Source organism: Pseudomonas fluorescens, assembly GCF_902497775.2.
Lineage (GTDB): Bacteria > Pseudomonadota > Gammaproteobacteria > Pseudomonadales > Pseudomonadaceae > Aquipseudomonas > Aquipseudomonas putida_F.
In genome coordinates, this window is sequence record NZ_OZ024668.1 from 4,775,736 (window position 1) to 4,793,315 (window position 17,580).

Below are 17,580 nucleotides of genomic sequence, written 5' to 3' on the forward strand. Positions count from 1 at the left end.
ACACTTGCTCCACTTCACTCTTGCCGCGAGCCTCGACCATGCTCCATGAGTTGTTCAGCGTCTATCTGAAAATGCTCGTGCTCTACAGCCCTTTCTTCGTGCTCTCGTGCTTCATCAGCCTGACCCGCGGCTACTCCAGCAAAGAGCGCAAGCAACTGGCCTGGCGCGTGGCAATCGCCGTGCTGGTGGCCAGCGTGCTGCTGTACCTGTTCGGCAGAGTGATCTTCGGCATATTCGGGATTACGGTGGATGCGTTTCGCATCGGCGCCGGCAGCGTGCTGTTCATTTCGGCGCTGGGCATGGCCCAGGGCAAGTCGGCGGTGCAAACCGACAACGTTCAACAGGACGTGACCATCGTGCCGCTGACCATCCCCCTGACCGTCGGCCCCGGTACCATCGGTGCCCTGCTGGTGATGGGGGTTGGCCAGCCGCACTGGGACGACAAGCTGCTGGCCATCGTCAGCATCGCCCTGGCCAGCTTCACGGTAGGCCTGGTGCTGTACCTGTCGAACCGTATCGAACGGATCCTCGGCGACCAAGGCTTGCAGATCGTCAGTCGCTTGATGGGCCTGTTTGTCTGCGCCCTGGCGGCGCAGATCATCTTTACCGGGATCAAGGGCTACCTGGTCCCTTGATCCTGCCCTGGGGCAACGGCTTCAGGGTTTCTGACCGTACCAGCGCGGTGTATACACCCACGGCTGCTGGCCAGGGCGAGCAAACGCAACGGTGGTAGAAGAACCGATCAGGACCATGGTTCGCATGTCCACATGCTCAGGTGTGAGCGCCTGCAACTCGATCACACGCAGCGTCTGCCCAGGCCTGCCGACATCACGCCCGAGCACCACGGGGGTCTGGCCGCTACGGTGCTGACGTACGATTTCCAGGGCACGGCCAAGCTGCCAGGGTCGCGAGCGCGAGATCGGGTTGTAGAAGGCCAAAGCCAGGTCGGCCTGACAGGCCAGGTCCAGGCGCTTCTCGATGATCGACCAGGGCTTGAGGTTGTCCGATAGCGACAGTACGCAGAAATCATGGCCCAGCGGAGCCCCCGCCTGGGCTGCGGTCGCAAGCGACGCCGATACCCCCGGCAGCACTTGCAGGTCCACGGCGTGCCACTGCGGGTCACTGGACTCGTGCAGCGCTTCAAGCACGGCAGCGGCCATGGCGAATACACCAGGATCGCCCGAGGACACCACCACCACCGAACGCCCTTGCGCCGCCAACTCGAACGCATGCCGGGCACGCTGCATCTCTTCGCGGTTGTCGGTGCAGTGCAGTACCTGGTCGGCACGGAACGGCCCGGCCATGCGCACATAGGTTTCGTAGCCAAGCACATCGTTGGCCCGCGCCAGCTCGGCCTTGACCGCAGGCACCATCAGGTCGGCGGCACCAGGCCCCAGGCCAATCACCGCCAGGCGACCACGGCCGCGGCCGATCTGCTGCGGGTCAATCGGCTGGTTCGAGACCACAATGGCCAGGCCGGCGCTGACCGGCTGTGGTGGCAGCAACTGCGGCATGACCTGGATGGCCAGGGTACTGGCATCGCCAGCATCCGGAGCAAAGCGCAGGGCCACGCCCAGTTCAGCCGCAGCCGCGTGCAGCGCCGGGTTGGCCATGTGCTGCTCTGCTGCCAGCAGGCAGGCCAGCGCCGGTTCGGCAATCCGCGCCGTCTGCAGGGCATCGCGAATGGCCTGGGCCAGCTCTGGCAGCACTTCACTGACCGCAACCATCACGCAGCGCGGATAGATCACCAGTTCGTTGGCCGAAACTTCCCGGGCATCACAACCGACATGGATCGCCAGCTGCGCCTGCTCGCTTTGCGGCAGCTGCGCTTGCTCCAGCCACGGCGCGGCGCCGTCGATACGCACGCTTTCACCGGCCAGCAGGTCGGAAACGAACCGCTTGCCCAGCTCCAGGTCCGCCAGGGCATAGCCGCTGGGCGGGTTGAGCAGGCAGGTGCCGAAACGCAGCTCGCCGCTGGTGGTAATCGCCGCCGCCACACCCAGGCCGGCGCCGATTTCCCGGGCCATGACATTGACCCCGCCCAGGCCGCCGAGCAACGGCACCACGGCGCTGCCATCCTCGGCCACCGCCAGTACCGGCGGCTCGGCGCCCTTCTCCAGCAACAGGCCGGCCAGGGTACGGATGACGATGCCGGCAGCGCACAGGGCGATGATCGGCGTGTCTTGCTGATAGAGCTGGCGCAGGGTGGCGCCGAACTCATGGTAACTGCGATCGACGCCATCGACCCGGCCTTCGAGGCCATGGATCAGGGCCTCCGGGTACAACTGCTGGATCTTGCGGGCAGTGGCCAGGCTGCCTTTGCCAAGGATGACGATGGCCGGGGCTTTACGCGTCATCAACCTTGCCACCTTTCACCGGGAACGATGATCAGCGAGAAGTACGGCGAGGACTGCGGGTCGACCTCGTCCAGGGCGACGATCTTCTGGTTGGCCATGGTCGCCCGCTCCACGTACAGGGCGCGCTCGGCCAGGCCGAGTTCAGCCAGCACATCGCGAACCTTGGGGAAGTTGCGCCCAAGTTTCATGATCACTGCCGCATCGGCATCGGCCAGGCGGCGCTTGAGTTCATCGTGGGGCAGCACGCCGGAGAGCACCGACAGGCTCTGGTTGCGATAGACCAGCGGCGCACCGAGCACCGAGGCGCCGCCGAGCATCGAGCAGACACCCGGGATCACCTGCGCTTCGTAGCGCTCGGCGAGGCGGTCGTGCAGGTACATGTAGGAGCCGTAGAAGAACGGATCGCCTTCGCAGATCACCGCCACATCGCGGCCGGCATCCAGGTGCGCGGCAACCTCGAGGCTGGCGGCATCGTAAAAGTCACTGATGACCTGTTCATAGGACAATGGCGCCGGCAGCACTTCGGTGGTCACCGGGTACACCAGCGGCAGCAAGGTCTGGGCCTCCTGCAAATGGCTTTCGATGATGCCAAAGGCATTGCCACGCTTGCCCTTGGCGACGAAGTAGGCCACCACCGGCGATTCGCGCAACAGGCGCAGGGCCTTGAGGGTGATCAGTTCCGGGTCGCCAGGGCCGACGCCCAGGCCCAGCAAACGTCCACGAGCCTGCATCATTCGACCTCCGTGGCCAGGGCATTGACCGCAGCCGCAGCCATGGCGCTGCCGCCCAGGCGCCCCTGCATGATCACGAACGGCACGCCACGACTGTCAGCAGCGAGCATCGCCTTGGACTCGGCAGCGCCAACAAAGCCTACCGGGAAGCCGAGAATCAGTGCGGGTTTAGGCGCGCCGGCATCGAGCATTTCCAGCAGGTAGAACAGTGCCGTCGGGGCGTTGCCGATGACCACCACACTGCCTTCCAGGTGCGACCGCCACAGCTCCAGGGCCACCGCCGAGCGGGTGTTGCCCAGTTCGCGGGCCAGCTCCGGCACCTGCTCATCGCGCAGGGTGCAGATCACCGGGTTGTTGGCCGGCAGGCGCGCACGGGTAATGCCCTCGGAAACCATCCGCGCATCGCAGAGGATCGGCGCGCCAGCGGCCAGGGCATCGCGCCCGGCCTTGCCGGCACCCGGGGAGAACTGCAGGCCATCGATCGCATCGACCATGCCGCAGGCGTGAATCACGCGGACCGCGAGCTTTTCCAGATCGGCCGGGATGCGATCGAGCCGGGCTTCCTCTCGAATGATCGCGAAGGAATTGCGATAGATCTCCTGACCATCGCGGATGTAATCAATCATCAAGGGTGCTCCGTGAGCTGGCGTCTAGCAATGCGCCAGCTTCTTTCAGTGTGAGGTTGCGTGCGCGCAGATGGCCGAAGCCCGGCTGGGTTGCGTCACGCAGGTACAAGTCGTAGTGGCCGGGGCTTTGTGCCAACAACGTCGCCGGGGCCACATGGGCCATGGCGCAGGAGCGCGGGCAGCCGCTCAGGTGCACGCTGGCCGGAGCCCCGGGGGCCAGCAGGGTGGCCAGCAGGCGGGCATCGCCCTTGGTTTCGGCCAGGCCTTTGCCACAGCCGGCGGAACCGGTGCAGGCGACCAGGCGCGTCAGCTGTTCATGCGCCGAGACCAGCAGCCCCAGCCCGGCCAGGCTGGCGCTGACTCGCTTGGCCTGTTGCTGCGCGACAGTGGGCAGCAACAGGCCCTGCCACGGTGTCATGCGCAGGCTGCCGTCGCCCCGTTCACGGGCCAGTCGCGCGGCGCCGAGCAGCATCGCAGGGCTCAGTCGCCCCAGGGGCGCTGCCGCACCGACAGCGCTCAGGCCGTATTGCATCTGTGGATAAATCCCCAGATGGCTCGCCGTTGCCAGCGGGCGGCGCCATAGACAGACCGCAGCATCCGCCCGCACCGGCAAAGCCAACCCGGCGATAAACGCCTCTGGCGTATGTTCGCTCAGCAACTGGCGCATCCGCGCCTGCTCCGGCCGGGCCAGATCGAGAAAACGGTTGAGCACCGCCAGCACCAGTTCGTGCCCCCGCGTCAGGGGCACGGCACCCAGCGGCGCATCCTTGCCCGGGCAGCCGGCCAGGCCGAACGCCAGCCACAGTTCGCCGTCCAGGTTCAGGGGGCTGAGCCACAGGTCATGAGGGTGTTCGAGCATCGCCAGCGCTTCGCCGCCATCCAGCTGCACGGCGAACTTGGCCGAGAGCTGATGAAAGCGCGCAGTGGTTTCCAGCGACTGCAGCAGTTGCTGGGCCAACGGCCGGGTATCGAACAGCATCTGCGGATCAAGGCCGGCCATGGGGCTGAGCATCAGGTTACGCACATCATCGCCGGCTGCCTCGCGCGGGCCCAGGCCTGCGGCCAGCAGCCCTTCGATCAGCCCACCGTGGTCGCAGCCGATACCGCGAATCTGCAGGTTGCCGCGGTTGGTGACTTCAATTTCACCGCCCGCATAACGCTCGGCCGCAGCGGCAACGGCCTCGGCCTGATCCGCTGTCAGCGCACCACCGGCCAGCTTGATCCGGCAGATGCCGCCGTCCAGTGCCTGGACGATACGCCACAACCCCGGACAGGCCGAGGGACGCAGCGAAGCTTGGGGCTGGTGGGCCGATACAGGCTGGTTCAAAAGGTCACCCGGCAATCGTGAAAAGGCACTTCAGTGTAGAAGGCGCGGTATTATGCCTGCTTTGTCCGAAGGCATGAAAAGCCTGCCGGTCGGATTGCGTTGAATTGAGGAAATCCATGTCGCCCTGGCTGACAATCGTAGGTATCGGTGAAGACGGCTTCAGTGGCCTGGGCAAGAATGCCCGGCGTGCATTGCTGGGCGCTTCACGGGTGTTTGGCGGCCAGCGCCAGCTGGATCTGCTGCCGCATTGCATCACTGGCGAACGCCTGCTGTGGCCCAGCCCGTTTTCCCTGGCACCGGTACTGGCCCTGCGTGGCGAGGCGGTGTGTGTACTGGCCAGCGGCGACCCGATGTTCTACGGCGTGGGCGCGAGCCTGGCGCGGCAACTCGATGCCAGTGAGATGAACGTGCTGCCGATGCCCTCCTCCTGCGCCCTGGCCGCCGCCCGCCTGGGCTGGCCGTTGCAGGAGGTGCTGAGCCTGTCGGTGGTCGCACGGCCAATCGCTGCACTCAACGCTCATCTGTACAGCGGTGTGCGCCTGTTGGTACTGAGCAACGATGGCAAAAGCCCGGCAGCCATTGCCGCATTGCTGCGTGAACGCGGTTTCGGGCCGAGCCGGCTGCAGGTCTTCGAGCACCTGGGCGGCAGCGCCGAGCGTCGCCTTGCCGGCACTGCCGAACACTGGCCGCACACGCAAATAGCCGACTTGAACCTGGTCGCCATCGAATGCCTGGCCGCGCCCGACACACCGCGCCTGTCGCCCCTGGCCGGGCTGGCCGACAGCGCCTTCAAACACGACGGCCAGCTGACCAAACGCGATGTGCGCGCCATTACCCTGGCGCGCCTGGCGCCGCAACCGGGCGAACTGCTCTGGGATGTCGGCGCCGGCAGCGGCTCGATCGGCATCGAGTGGATGCGCGCCCACCCCAGTTGCCGGGCACTGGCCATCGAGTCCGATGAAGGCCGCCAGCAGTTGATCGAGCACAACCGCGATGCCCTCGGCGTGCCAGGCCTGCAGTTGATCCGCGGTCGAGCGCCGATGGCCCTGCAGGGCCTGGAACGCCCGGATGCGATCTTCATCGGTGGCGGCGTGACCCGCGAAGGCGTGCTGCAACACTGCTGGGAGCAACTGCGCCCCGGCGGGCGCCTGGTGGCCAATGCCGTGACCCTGCAAAGCGAACTGGCCCTGGTCAACTGGCGCGAGCAGCACGGCGGCGAGCTGACCCGCATCCATATCGCCCAGGCCCAGCCCCTGGGCGAGTTCGACACCTGGCGCCAGGCCCTGCCCATCACCCTGCTAGAAGCGGTCAAGCCTGTCGATGCGTGACGAAACCCGCGAACAACCCGCCCCGCTGCGCAGCGGCCTGACCACCGGCAGCTGCGCCACCGCCACCAGCCTGGCTGCGGCGCGCCTGCTGCTTGCCGGCCAGGGCGATGACGCCGTGCACATCATCCTGCCCAAGGGCAAGGTGGTGCAGATGCGCCTGGAGTTCTGCCGCCTGCTGGCGGACGGCGCCGAGGCCGGTACCCTCAAGGATGCCGGCGATGACCCGGACGTTACCCACGGCGCCCTGCTCTACAGCCAGGTGCGCTTGCGCGCAGAGCCCGGAGTGCGCTTCGTCGCCGGCAAGGGTGTCGGCACGGTGACCCGCCCCGGATTGGTGCTGGCAGTCGGCGAGCCGGCAATCAACCCGGTACCGCGACGGATGATGAGCGAACACCTGCAGCGCCTGGCCGATGAGCACGCCTACAGCGGCGGCTTTGAGGTCACGGTAAACGTGCAGGATGGCGAAAGCCTGGCGCTGAAAACCATGAACCCGCGCCTGGGCATTCTTGGCGGCCTGTCGATCCTCGGCACCAGTGGTATCGTCCGGCCGTTTTCCTGCTCGGCCTACATCGCCTCGATCCACCAGGGTATCGACGTAGCGAAAACCAACGGTTACCAGCACATCGCCGCCTGCACCGGCAACGCCAGCGAAGACACCATGCGCCGGGTCTACAACTTGCCGGAAATCGCCCTGATCGAAATGGGCGACTTTGTCGGCGCGGTGCTCAAGCACCTGCGCAAGGTGCCGGTGGATAAACTCAGCCTGTGCGGCGGCTTCGGCAAGATCAGCAAGCTGGCCGCCGGGCACATGGACCTGCACAGCCGCCATTCGAGCATCGACCTGCCGCAACTGGCCGACTGGGCTGCGGCCATTGGTGCCGACCTGTCGCTGCAAGACTCTATTCGCCAGGCCAACACCAGCCAGCAGGCCCTGGCCCTGGCCAGCGCCGCCGGGGTTGCCTTGGGCGATGCGGTCTGCGCGCATGCCCTGGCGTTTGCCCGCAGCGTGGTGCCGGCGCAGGTGCAGGTGGAGGTGTTCGCCATTGATCGCCAGGGTGGCATCGTTGGCCATGCGGGGGGCTGTGCATGAAACGCATCCTGTTGCTCGGCGGCGTCACCGAGGCCCTGGCCATTGCCCGCACCCTGGGCCCGCAGCATGTCTACAGCCTGGCCGGGATTGGCCGGGTGCCCACTGACCTGAACTGTCAGGTGCGGGTCGGTGGATTTGGCGGTGCCGAGGGTTTGGCCGCTTACCTGCTTGCGCACAACATCGACCTGCTGATCGACGCCACCCACCCCTACGCTGCCCAGATCAGCGCCAATGCCGCCCGCGCCGCGCAGCTCACCGGGGTGCCTTGCTGGGCTTTGCGCCGCCCGGCATGGCAAGCTCAGGCCGGCGATGACTGGCGCGAGGTGACCGACTGGGCCGAACTGATCGACGCCCTGCGCCCGTTCCAGCGGCCGCTGTTCACTCTCGGCCGTGAGCCGCTGCAGCACCTGCAGGAGATTCCCGCCCATCAGTTCTGGACCTTGCGCGCCCTTGAAGCCTGCCCGGGCAATGAACGCTGCGAAGTGATCGGCGCACGCGGGCCGTTTCACCTGGAAGACGAACACGTCCTGTTCGAGCGTCGGCAGATCGATGTGCTGATCAGCAAGAACAGTGGCAGCGGGGCGACCGAGCCCAAACTTGAAATCGCCAGGCAACGGCGAGTGCCGGTGTTGATCCTCAAGCGACCAGTGCTGCCGCAAGTCGACAGGGAATTCTTCAGCCCCTCGCAACTGCTGGCAGAACTGCCTTAGTGGGTCTCCTGTAGGAGGATGAATATAAAAACGAACCAAACTTTAGGAAATGTCTGATTAGGTTGGTTTGCCTTAACCCCACTCTACGGCCTTACAATACGCCCCCTCCTCACCCCGGAAGACTTCGCCCATATGGACATGCAATGGTGGATCTGGCTGGTATTCGGTTTCGGCCTGATTGTGCTCGAACTCATACTGCCGACCTTTTTCATCCTCTGGTTCGGTATCGGCGCCGTGCTGGTTTCGCTCATCGCCTTTCTGGCGCCAAGCCTGCAACTCGATATGCAGGTGCTGCTCTGGGTGGTGTTCTCGTCGATCACCACGCTGCTGTGGTTCAAGGTGTTTCGCAGAAAGCAGCCCGACACCCGCTGGACCGCTGACAGCGTGATCGGCGAAGTGGGCCTGCTCACCGCCACGGTTTCGGAGTTCCAGAAGGGCCGCGTGCGCTTTCAGAAGCCCGTGCTAGGCAACGAAGAGTGGATCTGCGTCGCCGATGCCGAGATTCCCTCGGGCGAGCGCGTACGCCTCACTGCCATCGAAGGCAATACCGCCCGGGTTACCCGGGCCTGATCAGTAAAAGGAAGCATTGACTCATGACCAGCCTTATCGTCGTCGGCACAATCGCCGCATTCGTCCTCATCACCCTGTTCAAGGGCGTGCGCATCGTGCCCCAGGGCGAGGAGTGGATCGTTGAACGCCTCGGCCGCTACCACAGCACCCTCAAGCCGGGCCTGAACCTGCTGATCCCTTACATGGACGTGGTCGCCTACCGCCTGCCAACCAAGGACATCATCCTCGACGTGCAGCAGCAGGAAATCATCACCCGTGACAACGCCGTGATCGTCGCCAACGCCCTGTGCTTCGCCAAGGTCGTCGACCCGCAAAAAGCCGCCTACGGCGTGCAGGACTTTTCCTTCGCAGTCACCAGCCTGACCATGACCTCGTTGCGTGCCATCGTCGGCGCCATGGACCTGGACGAAGCGCTGTCGAGCCGCGAGCAGATCAAGGCGCGCCTGCGTGAAGCGATGTCCGAGCAGACCGAAGACTGGGGCGTGACCGTGCGCTCGGTAGAGATCCAGGACATCAAGCCGTCGCAGAACATGCAGGCGGCCATGGAGCGCCAGGCCGCCGCCGAGCGTGAACGTAAAGCCGACGTCACCCGCGCCGAAGGCGCCAAGCAAGCCGCAATCCTTGAAGCCGAAGCACGCCAGCAGGCGGCCAAGCTCGACGCCGAAGCGCAAATCAACCTCGCCGAAGCCTCGGCGCGTTCGATCACCCTGGTCAGGGACGCAGTCGGTACCGAGATTACCCCGGCCATGTACCTGCTCGGTGAGCGCTACATCGGCGCCATGGAGAGCCTTGCCAGCAGCGACAACGCCAAGGTCGTGGTACTGCCCGCCGACCTGCAGGAAACCGTGCGCGGCTTGATGGGCCGCAACAAGCAGGCCTGATGCGTGCCGGGTGTGCGGCACTTCACCGCACCCCCGGTAAATTTCCCTATACTGGGCGTTACAATAGCCACCTCTGATTCCTGACCGGATCTTTCCATGTCCCCATATCGGCCCGCCATTGCCTGGATCGCCTGCTTCGCAGTGCTGTTCAATCTGCTGGCCATGCCGTTGGCGTCCGCTGCCCCCAAGGGGCCGGCCGAACAACTGCTGTGGGGCGCCTTCTGTTCGAGTGTCGGGGCCAAGGCCAATCCCGCAATCATGGCCCTGGGCAAGATCGACCTCGGCCAGCAAGGCGATGAACATTCGAACATGCAGCACTGCTGGTGCTGTTCCGGCGCAGCGCCGTTGCTGGCACTTCCCGGGCATACGCCGCAGCTGAGCAAACCGCTGGCACTGGCGGTCGGGCTCGAACCGCTGCTGACGGCCTATCAACCCACGCCACGCCAACAGTGGCCAGCCCTCAATCCCCGCGCCTCCCCTCTGGTCTGAGTTCACGACGCTAACTGCTGCGAACCTGAATCGACTGGAGAATCACCATGTTCAAGAACGCCCTGCTGCTGGCCGCACTGATACTGCCGGCGACCTTTGCCAATGCCCATGAATACACCGTAGGCGAGTTGCACATCGCGCACCCTTGGTCGCAGGAACTGCCGCCGAACGCGCCCAACGTTGCGGCTTATTTCGTCGTGCATAACAACGGCAAGAGCGCCGACACCCTGCTCAGCGTCGACAGCCCGATCAGCGACGATGCCCAATTACACGAGCATGTGCACAAAGATGGCCTGATGAAAATGCAGCAGGTACAGAGTGTCGAAGTGCCTGCCGGTGGCGAGCTGAAATTTGCCCCTGGCGCCTACCATGTGATGCTCATGCAGCCCAAGGACCGCAGCCTGCTGGCTGACGGCAAGCGCTTCCCGCTGACCCTGCACTTCAAGAATGCCGGTGACATCACCGTCGAGGTCGCGGTGCAGAAAAATGCACCCGAGGAAGCCGCTCACAGCCATTGATTGCTGAAAGCTGCCCGGCGTGAGTATCGCCCGCAGCAGGTTCACCCGCACCGCGCGTCCAGAGTCGAGGACGCTTCGCGGCAGCTGGCTGAGCCTGTTCGCCATGTTGATGATTTTTATCGGCCCACTGGTTTCCCAGTCGATGCCGATGGATCACCGTGCCATGCCGGCAGGCATGAGCATGGCCATGGACAGCGCCGCCGATTGCCATGCCGACAGCCATCACGGCAGCAGCCCGGCGCTGAAGGTGATCTGGGAGAAGTGCGGCTATTGCAGCCTGCTCTTCCATTGCCCGGCATTGCCCCAGGCCCTGAGCCTGCTCAACAGCGAAGCCGTTCCCGCCAGCAACCGGCTCATCGTCTACCCGCGCCAGGGCCATGCCCGGCAGACGGTATTCCCCGGCGCCCGCAGCCGCGCGCCGCCCTCCCTCATCGTCGTCTGAGCCCACTCCCTGCGCCCCAAGTCCGGCCTCTGCCGTCGACTGCGCGCACCCTTATGACTGATCGATGTTGGAATCATTATGTCCGGCTGCACCGCTGTTTTTCGTCTGTCCCTGCAAGGGACCATCGCCGTGATCTGCGGCACCCTGCTCAGCCCTCTGGCCCTGGCCGCCAGCCTGGCCAAAGACGCGCATGTTCACGACCAGGCCGAACTGAGCCCGACGGTGATCACCGCCGTGGCCCCCAGTTCGCCGCTGACCATCGTCACCAACCCCAAGGACCCACGCCAGCCGGTACCGGCCAGCGATGGCGCCGATTACCTGAAAACCATCCCCGGCTTCTCGGCCATTCGCGCCGGTGGCACCAATGGTGACCCGGTACTGCGCGGCATGTTCGGCTCGCGCCTGAACATCCTCACCAACGGCGGCGTGATGCTCGGCGCCTGCCCCAACCGCATGGACGCCCCGACCTCGTACATCTCGCCGGAAACCTACGACCGCCTGACCGTGATCAAAGGCCCGCAAAGCGTGATCTGGGGCCCGGGCGCATCGGCCGGGACCATCCTCTTCGACCGCGAGCCGGAAAAATTCGGCGAGCTTGGCAGCCGGGTCAACGCCAGCCTGCTGGGCGGCTCCAATGGCCGCTTCGACAAGGTGCTGGATGCCGCCGCCGGCAACCGCTACGGCTATGCACGCTTCGTCGGCAACCAGTCGCGCTCCGACGACTATGAAGACGGCAATGGCGACACCGTGCCGTCGCGCTGGGACAAGTGGAACGGTGACGTCGCCCTGGGCTGGACCCCGGACGCCGACACCCTGGTGGAACTGACCGCCGGCAAGGGCGACGGTGAAGCCCGCTATGCCGGGCGCGGCATGGATGGCTCGCAGTTCAAGCGCGAAAGCCTTGGCCTGCGCTTTGAGAAGTCCAACATGGGCGAGGTCTTCGACAAGCTCGAAGCCCAGGTCTACTACAACTACGCTGACCACGTGATGGACAACTACAGCCTGCGCACGCCCTCGGGCATGGGCATGATGGGCATGCCGATGGTCAGCAACGTCGACCGCCGCACCCTCGGCGGACGCATCAAGGGCACCTGGCGCTGGGATGATCTGCAATTGATCAGCGGCATCGATGCGCAGACCAACGAACACCGCCAGCGCGGTGGTATGGGCGTCGATGCGCACAAGCACATGGCCTGGACCAAGGACGCCGACTTCCACAACTACGGCGTGTTCGGCGAACTGACCTGGTACGCCGCCGAACAGGACCGGCTGATCACCGGCGCCCGCCTGGACCGCGCCTCGGCCAAGGATTACCGGGCCACCAGCGCCACCCGTGGCAACACCCGCGCCGATACCCTGCCCAGCGGTTTTATCCGTTACGAGCATGACCTGGTGGATGTCCCCGCCACCACCTACGTCGGCCTCGGTCACGCCCAGCGCTTCCCCGACTACTGGGAGCTGTTCTCGCCCAAGTCCGGGCCAGCAGGCTCGGTCAACGCCTTCGACAGCATCAAGCCGGAGAAAACCACACAGCTCGACTTCGGCATCCAGTACCAGACCGATACCGTCGATGCCTGGGCCTCGGCTTATGTCGGGCAGATCCGCGACTACATCCTCTTCGACTACCGGCCGGGGATGATGGGCATGCCAAGCTCCCAGGCGCAGAACATCGATGCGCGGATCATGGGCGGCGAACTGGGCGCTGCGTACAAACTGACCAGCAACTGGAAAGCCGACGCCACCCTGGCCTACGCTTGGGGCAAGAACAGCAGCGACGGCAAGGCACTGCCGCAGATGCCACCGCTGGAAAGCCGCCTGGGCCTGACCTACAGCCGTGATGTGTGGAGCGCCGGTGCCTTGTGGCGCCTGGTCGCAGCGCAAAACCGCATCGCCGAGAACTCCGGCAACGTAGTGGGCAAGGACTACGAAAAAAGCGGTGGCTTCGGTGTGTTCTCGCTTAATGGTGCCTACAAGGTCAGCAACAACCTCAAGCTCAGTGCCGGGGTCGACAACCTGTTCGACAAGGCTTACGCCGAGCACCTGAACCTGGCGGGTAACGCCGGCTTTGGCTACCCGGCCACTGACCCGCAGCCGATCAACGAGCCGGGGCGTACGTTCTGGACCAAGGTCGACCTGAGTTTCTGATCCACCCCGGGCGCGATCACTGATCGCGCCTTACCCAGGCAACACGGGAGCGCTCCATGAGCAAACCGCAAGTATCCTTCTACAACCTGGCCTGGCGCTGGCACTTTTACGCCGGGTTGTTCGTCGCGCCGTTCATGATCCTGCTGGCGATCACCGGGATCATCTACCTGTTCAAGCCGCAGCTCGATCCGCTGCTGTACCGCGACCTGATGGTGGTGGAGGCCGGGCATCACCGGCAAAACGCCGACAGCCTGCTGCATCAGGTGCATCAGGCCTATCCCAAAGGCCAGGTCAGCCAGTACCTGCCTGCAGCCGCCAGTGATCGCAGTGCACAGTTCGTGGTGCACAACGCTGGCCGCGAACTGAATGTGTTCGTCGACCCCTACAGCGGCCAACTGCTCGGCGAACAGGACGCAAAGAACAACCTGCAGACCATCGCCCGCGCCCTGCACGGCGAACTGATGATCGGCACCAGCGGTGACCGCCTGGTGGAACTGGCCGCCGGCTGGGGCGTGGTGCTGGTGGTCTCCGGCCTGTACCTCTGGTGGCCGCGCGGCAAACGCAGCGCCGGGGTGCTGTGGCCACGCCTGAACGCCCGGGGTCGCCTGCTGTGGCGCGACCTGCATGCAGTCTGCGGTTTCTGGGGCTCGGCCCTGCTGCGGTTTCTGGGGCTCGGCCCTGCTGCTGTTGATGCTGCTCAGCGGCATGACCTGGACCGGCTTCTGGGGCAAGCAGTACGCCGACCTGTGGAATCGCTTTCCGGCGGCGATGTGGAACGACGTGCCGCAGTCCAACCAGCAGGCCCGCGAACTCAACAGCGCCAGCCGCCAGACCGTGCCCTGGGCCATGGAAAACACACCGATGCCGCAATCCGCCGCCCACGCCGGGCATGCCGGCCACAGCATGGGTTCCAGCGCACCGGCAGCGCCGCAGGTCAGCTTGCAACAGATCGAAGAACTGGCCAGCACCCGCCGCGTCGAACCGGGCTACAGCATCACCCTGCCGACCAGCGCTGAAGGCGTGTACACCATTGCCGTGTTCGCCGACGACCCGCGCAACGACGCCACCTTGCATGTCGACCAGTACACCGGCCAGGTCCTGGTCGACGTGCGCTGGCAGGATTACAGCAACGTTGCCCGCGCCACCGAGCTCGGAGTGATGCTGCACGAAGGCAAGATGTTCGGCGCGCTGAACCAGCTCATCGTCCTGCTGATCTGCCTGATGATTCTGCTCGGCTCGGTCAGCGGCCTGGTGATGTGGTGGCAGCGGCGCCCCGCAGGGGGCCTCGGTGTGCCGCCGCTGCGCCATGACCTGCCGCGCTGGAAGACCGCGACGGCGATCATGCTGGTACTCGGCGCGGTGTTCCCGCTGGTAGGCGGCTCGATGCTGCTGGTGTGGCTGGTGGATCGTTATGCACAACCGCTGGCCCGGACAAATCCGCTAACATGAGCGCCCGTTTTCAATACGGGCCTGTTTTCGGCGTCAGCGCCCGCAGGCCCGCAGGACCTTGATGAGCACCCTGAGTATCAGCGACCTGCATTGGTCGCCCCTGGGCCACGGCCATTGCCACCACCAGTTCCAACTGCGCGACGTTGAGTTGCAGGTCGGCGCCGGCGAATTCGTCGGCCTGATCGGCCCCAATGGCAGTGGCAAGACCAGCCTGCTGCGCTGCGCCTACCGTTTCAACAAGCCGGAACGCGGCCAGGTGCGCCTGGGCGAGCATGACCTGTGGCAGCAGTCGTCGCGCTGGTGCGCCCAGCGCATCGCCGTGGTGCTGCAAGAGTTTCCCGATGCCTTCGGCCTGAATGTCGAGGAAGTCGTCGCCATGGGCCGCACGCCCCACAAAGGCCTGTTCGACGGCGACAGCCAGGAAGATCGCCAGTTGGTCCAGGACGCGTTGCAGGCAGTCGGCCTGCAGGGCTTTGACGACCACACCTTCGCCAGCCTGTCCGGCGGCGAGAAGCAGCGAGTGATTCTCGCCCGCGCCCTGGTCCAGCAGCCCCAGGTACTGATCCTCGATGAGCCGACCAACCACCTCGACCCGCGTTATCAGCTGGAGCTGCTGCAGCAGGTGCGGCGCCTGGGCATCGGTACCCTGGCGAGCATCCATGACCTGAACCTGGCCGCGGCCTTCTGTGATCGCCTGTACGTGCTCGACCACGGGCGCATCGTCGCCAGCGGCACGCCTGAACAGGTGCTGACCACCGAGTTGCTGCAGGAGGTGTTCGGCGTACAAGCGCTGATCGACCGCCACCCTCTGGCTGACCACCCACGCCTTACCTGGATAACCCAGCGATGATTCGATCGACCCTGCTGCTCGGCCTGGCCTTGCTGCTGGCCAGCCCCGGCGCTTTCGCCGAGACTACCCAATACCCATTGACCGTGCAGAGCTGCAACCGCCAGGTGACCTTCACCAAGGCCCCGGAGCATGCCCTGAGCCACGACATCAACATGACCCAGATGATGCTCGCCCTCGGCTTGCGTTCGCGCATGGTCGGCTACAGCGGCGTCAGCGGCTGGAAGGCAGTGACGCCACAGCTGCGCAAGCAACTCGACGGCCTGCCGGAGCTGGCGGCCAAGTATCCGTCGGTGGAAACCCTGCTCAATGCCGATGTCGACTTCCTGTTCGCCGGCTGGGACTACGGCATGCGCGTCGGCGGCGACCTGACCCCGCAAAGCCTGGCACCGCTGGGCATCCCGGTGTACGAGTTGACCGAATCCTGCGCCTTTGTCATGAAGCGCCCGGCAGCCAGCCTGGAGGACACCTACACCGACCTGCGCAACCTGGGCAGGATTTTCGACGTGCAGGCGCGTGCCAAGCAGTTGATCGGCGAGATGCAAGACCGCGTCGCCGTGGTCCAGCAGCAGTTGCCGGCCCAGCGCCCGCGGGTGTTCCTCTACGACAGCGGCGAAGACCGGGCCATGACCTCCGGGCGCCTGGGCATGCCCGAAGCGCTGATCGCCGCAGCCGGCGGGCGCAATGTGCTCAATGACATCGAGGCCAGTTGGACCCGGGTCAACTGGGAGAGCGTGGTCGAGCGCAACCCCGAGGTCATCGTCATCGTTGACTACGGCGAAGTCAGCGCCGCGCAGAAGCAGGCGTTCCTCGAACAGCATCCCGCCCTGCAATCGGTGGATGCGATCCGCAACAAGCGCTTCGTGGTCATTCCCTACGTGGCGGCCACCCCCAGCCTTGAGAACGTCGAAGCCATCGAGACCATCGCCAAGAGCCTGCACGGCGCATGAGGTCGGCAAGCTCCCGTCACCGGTTGTTGCTGCTCGGCCTGTGCGCCCTGCTGCTGGTGTCCTGCGTGGTGTCCCTGGGCTTCGGCTCGGCGCCGGTGCCGGTCGAAGTGGTCTGGCGCGTGCTGCTGTTCAAGCTGTTCGGCATTACGCCTGAAGTACCGGCGTGGACCACCGGCCAGGAGCATATCGTCTGGCTGATCCGCGTGCCACGCATGCTCCTGGCGGCGCTGGTGGGCGGCGGTCTGGCGATGATTGGCGCGGTGCTGCAGGCGGTGACGCGCAACCCGCTGGCCGACCCGCACCTGCTCGGTGTCACCTCCGGAGCGACCCTGGGTGCCGTGCTGGTAGTACTGCATATCGGCGAGTTGCTCGGGGTGCTGACCTTGCCCCTGGCAGCCTTTATCGGCGCGCTGTGCAGCATGCTGCTGGTGCTGGCCATCGCCAGCCGCCACGGCCGCCTGGACAGCGACCGCCTGCTGCTGTGCGGCGTGGCGGTGGCCTTTGTGATGATGGCGGCGGCCAACCTGCTGCTGTTTCTCGGCGATCACCGGGCAAGCTCGGCAGTGATGTTCTGGATGCTCGGCGGCCTCGGCCTGGCGCGTTGGGAGCTGCTGCCGATCCCGGCCATCAGCGTGCTGCTGGGCCTGACCTTGCTGCTGGGCATGGCCCGCTCGCTGAACGCCTTGATGGCCGGCGAGCAGACCGCCGTGACCCTTGGCCTGAATGCGCGCAAGGTGCGCTTGCTGGCGTTTCTGATCTGCTCGCTGTTGACCGGCGTGCTGGTGGCGATCAGCGGTTCGATCGGCTTTGTCGGCCTGATGGTGCCGCACATTGCCCGGCGCCTTGTGGGTGCCGAGCACAGCCGGCTGCTGCCGGTGTGCCTGCTGCTGGGCAGCCTGTTCCTGATCTGGGTCGACGTTGCCGCGCGCACGCTGATCTCGCCCGAGGACTTGCCGATCGGCATCGCCACCGCCGCCATTGGCGGACTGTTCTTTATTGGCCTGATGCGCCGACGTTGATCACGGTCAACACCGCTCGCGCCTTGAGACGTATTGTCGCGCTAGCGCCAGGAAGGCGCGTGTTAGCCTAGCGGCGCACAACAAGATTGACCTCAACGGAA

At 65.3% G+C, this 17,580-nt stretch carries 17 protein-coding genes and 1 pseudogene; 14 read left to right on the forward strand and 4 right to left on the reverse strand.

What is annotated here, in order from left to right:
• The first annotated feature begins 38 nt into the window (after window positions 1-38).
• Window positions 39-635, forward strand: a complete 597-nt coding sequence (locus tag F8N82_RS22030) for a MarC family protein (RefSeq protein WP_038997383.1) — start codon at window positions 39-41, stop codon at window positions 633-635.
• A 21-nt stretch (window positions 636-656) separates the two neighbouring features.
• Here F8N82_RS22030 and cobJ read toward each other — a convergent pair whose 3' ends face one another.
• Genes cobJ through cobG form a run of 4 tightly spaced genes read right to left on the reverse strand, consistent with a single transcriptional unit; the run spans window position 657 to window position 5,041 of the window.
• The gene (gene cobJ, locus F8N82_RS22035) at window positions 657-2,357 is read right to left on the reverse strand and encodes a precorrin-3B C(17)-methyltransferase (protein WP_038997384.1); all 1,701 of its coding nucleotides are present in this window, start codon (window positions 2,355-2,357) and stop codon (window positions 657-659) included.
• Window positions 2,357-3,091, reverse strand: coding sequence for a precorrin-2 C(20)-methyltransferase (locus tag F8N82_RS22040; RefSeq protein ID WP_371857244.1), 735 nt, complete (start codon window positions 3,089-3,091; stop codon window positions 2,357-2,359). The genes cobJ and F8N82_RS22040 overlap by 1 nt, the downstream gene beginning before the upstream one ends.
• Window positions 3,088-3,714: a precorrin-8X methylmutase gene (locus tag F8N82_RS22045; RefSeq protein WP_038997385.1), complete on the reverse strand. Its 627-nt coding sequence runs from the start codon at window positions 3,712-3,714 to the stop codon at window positions 3,088-3,090. The genes F8N82_RS22040 and F8N82_RS22045 overlap by 4 nt, the downstream gene beginning before the upstream one ends.
• The gene (gene cobG / locus F8N82_RS22050; protein ID WP_038997386.1) at window positions 3,707-5,041 is read right to left on the reverse strand and encodes a precorrin-3B synthase; all 1,335 of its coding nucleotides are present in this window, start codon (window positions 5,039-5,041) and stop codon (window positions 3,707-3,709) included. Before cobG ends, F8N82_RS22045 begins: the two co-directional genes overlap by 8 nt.
• A gap of 116 nt (window positions 5,042-5,157) precedes the next feature.
• Here cobG and F8N82_RS22055 point away from each other — a divergent pair, with 116 nt between their 5' ends.
• The 13 genes and pseudogenes from F8N82_RS22055 (at window position 5,158) to F8N82_RS22115 (ending at window position 17,479) form a co-directional block, all read left to right on the forward strand.
• Window positions 5,158-6,369 (forward strand): bifunctional cobalt-precorrin-7 (C(5))-methyltransferase/cobalt-precorrin-6B (C(15))-methyltransferase, encoded by a 1,212-nt coding sequence (locus tag F8N82_RS22055; RefSeq protein ID WP_038997387.1) that lies wholly within the window; start codon window positions 5,158-5,160, stop codon window positions 6,367-6,369.
• A complete protein-coding gene (locus F8N82_RS22060; protein ID WP_038997388.1) occupies window positions 6,362-7,459 on the forward strand; it encodes a cobalt-precorrin-5B (C(1))-methyltransferase in 1,098 nt (365 codons plus the stop codon). Before F8N82_RS22055 ends, F8N82_RS22060 begins: the two co-directional genes overlap by 8 nt.
• A complete protein-coding gene (locus tag F8N82_RS22065; protein ID WP_038997389.1) occupies window positions 7,456-8,169 on the forward strand; it encodes a cobalt-precorrin-6A reductase in 714 nt (237 codons plus the stop codon). The genes F8N82_RS22060 and F8N82_RS22065 overlap by 4 nt, the downstream gene beginning before the upstream one ends.
• Window positions 8,170-8,301: 132 nt before the next feature.
• Window positions 8,302-8,739, forward strand: coding sequence for an NfeD family protein (locus F8N82_RS22070; protein WP_038997390.1), 438 nt, complete (start codon window positions 8,302-8,304; stop codon window positions 8,737-8,739).
• A 23-nt stretch (window positions 8,740-8,762) separates the two neighbouring features.
• On the forward strand, window positions 8,763-9,620 hold the full coding sequence (locus tag F8N82_RS22075; protein ID WP_038997391.1) for an SPFH domain-containing protein: 858 nt from the start codon (window positions 8,763-8,765) through the stop codon (window positions 9,618-9,620).
• A 96-nt stretch (window positions 9,621-9,716) separates the two neighbouring features.
• Complete coding sequence (locus F8N82_RS22080; RefSeq protein WP_038997392.1) at window positions 9,717-10,109, forward strand: DUF2946 domain-containing protein; 393 nt, start codon at window positions 9,717-9,719, stop codon at window positions 10,107-10,109.
• Window positions 10,110-10,156: 47 nt separating this feature from the next.
• Window positions 10,157-10,627: a copper chaperone PCu(A)C gene (locus F8N82_RS22085; RefSeq protein WP_038997393.1), complete on the forward strand. Its 471-nt coding sequence runs from the start codon at window positions 10,157-10,159 to the stop codon at window positions 10,625-10,627.
• A 19-nt stretch (window positions 10,628-10,646) separates the two neighbouring features.
• Window positions 10,647-11,069, forward strand: a complete 423-nt coding sequence (locus F8N82_RS22090; RefSeq protein ID WP_038997394.1) for a DUF2946 domain-containing protein — start codon at window positions 10,647-10,649, stop codon at window positions 11,067-11,069.
• Window positions 11,070-11,147: 78 nt separating this feature from the next.
• Window positions 11,148-13,214, forward strand: a complete 2,067-nt coding sequence (locus F8N82_RS22095) for a TonB-dependent copper receptor (RefSeq protein ID WP_038997395.1) — start codon at window positions 11,148-11,150, stop codon at window positions 13,212-13,214.
• 56 nt (window positions 13,215-13,270) lie between these two features.
• Window positions 13,271-14,663, forward strand: a pseudogene (locus F8N82_RS22100) (PepSY-associated TM helix domain-containing protein).
• A gap of 61 nt (window positions 14,664-14,724) precedes the next feature.
• Window positions 14,725-15,513 (forward strand): ABC transporter ATP-binding protein, encoded by a 789-nt coding sequence (locus F8N82_RS22105; protein ID WP_038997397.1) that lies wholly within the window; start codon window positions 14,725-14,727, stop codon window positions 15,511-15,513.
• Window positions 15,510-16,460, forward strand: a complete 951-nt coding sequence (locus F8N82_RS22110) for an ABC transporter substrate-binding protein (RefSeq protein ID WP_038997398.1) — start codon at window positions 15,510-15,512, stop codon at window positions 16,458-16,460. The genes F8N82_RS22105 and F8N82_RS22110 overlap by 4 nt, the downstream gene beginning before the upstream one ends.
• Window positions 16,457-17,479 carry a FecCD family ABC transporter permease gene (locus tag F8N82_RS22115; protein WP_038997399.1) on the forward strand — a complete coding sequence of 341 codons (1,023 nt, stop codon included), beginning with the start codon at window positions 16,457-16,459 and terminating at the stop codon, window positions 17,477-17,479. Before F8N82_RS22110 ends, F8N82_RS22115 begins: the two co-directional genes overlap by 4 nt.
• Window positions 17,480-17,580 lie beyond the last annotated feature (101 nt).

What these genes read in the sequence shown, in the direction of transcription:
- F8N82_RS22030 (WP_038997383.1), top strand. Translation starts at nt 39, where the DNA reads ATGCTCCATGAGTTGTTCAGCGTCTATCTGAAAATGCTCGTGCTCTAC.
- cobJ (WP_038997384.1), bottom strand. Translation starts at nt 2,357, where the DNA reads ATGACGCGTAAAGCCCCGGCCATCGTCATCCTTGGCAAAGGCAGCCTG.
- F8N82_RS22040 (WP_371857244.1), bottom strand. Translation starts at nt 3,091, where the DNA reads ATGATGCAGGCTCGTGGACGTTTGCTGGGCCTGGGCGTCGGCCCTGGC.
- F8N82_RS22045 (WP_038997385.1), bottom strand. Translation starts at nt 3,714, where the DNA reads ATGATTGATTACATCCGCGATGGTCAGGAGATCTATCGCAATTCCTTC.
- F8N82_RS22055 (WP_038997387.1), top strand. Translation starts at nt 5,158, where the DNA reads ATGTCGCCCTGGCTGACAATCGTAGGTATCGGTGAAGACGGCTTCAGT.
- F8N82_RS22060 (WP_038997388.1), top strand. Translation starts at nt 6,362, where the DNA reads ATGCGTGACGAAACCCGCGAACAACCCGCCCCGCTGCGCAGCGGCCTG.
- F8N82_RS22065 (WP_038997389.1), top strand. Translation starts at nt 7,456, where the DNA reads ATGAAACGCATCCTGTTGCTCGGCGGCGTCACCGAGGCCCTGGCCATT.
- F8N82_RS22070 (WP_038997390.1), top strand. Translation starts at nt 8,302, where the DNA reads ATGGACATGCAATGGTGGATCTGGCTGGTATTCGGTTTCGGCCTGATT.
- F8N82_RS22075 (WP_038997391.1), top strand. Translation starts at nt 8,763, where the DNA reads ATGACCAGCCTTATCGTCGTCGGCACAATCGCCGCATTCGTCCTCATC.
- F8N82_RS22080 (WP_038997392.1), top strand. Translation starts at nt 9,717, where the DNA reads ATGTCCCCATATCGGCCCGCCATTGCCTGGATCGCCTGCTTCGCAGTG.
- F8N82_RS22085 (WP_038997393.1), top strand. Translation starts at nt 10,157, where the DNA reads ATGTTCAAGAACGCCCTGCTGCTGGCCGCACTGATACTGCCGGCGACC.
- F8N82_RS22095 (WP_038997395.1), top strand. Translation starts at nt 11,148, where the DNA reads ATGTCCGGCTGCACCGCTGTTTTTCGTCTGTCCCTGCAAGGGACCATC.
- F8N82_RS22105 (WP_038997397.1), top strand. Translation starts at nt 14,725, where the DNA reads ATGAGCACCCTGAGTATCAGCGACCTGCATTGGTCGCCCCTGGGCCAC.
- F8N82_RS22110 (WP_038997398.1), top strand. Translation starts at nt 15,510, where the DNA reads ATGATTCGATCGACCCTGCTGCTCGGCCTGGCCTTGCTGCTGGCCAGC.
- F8N82_RS22115 (WP_038997399.1), top strand. Translation starts at nt 16,457, where the DNA reads ATGAGGTCGGCAAGCTCCCGTCACCGGTTGTTGCTGCTCGGCCTGTGC.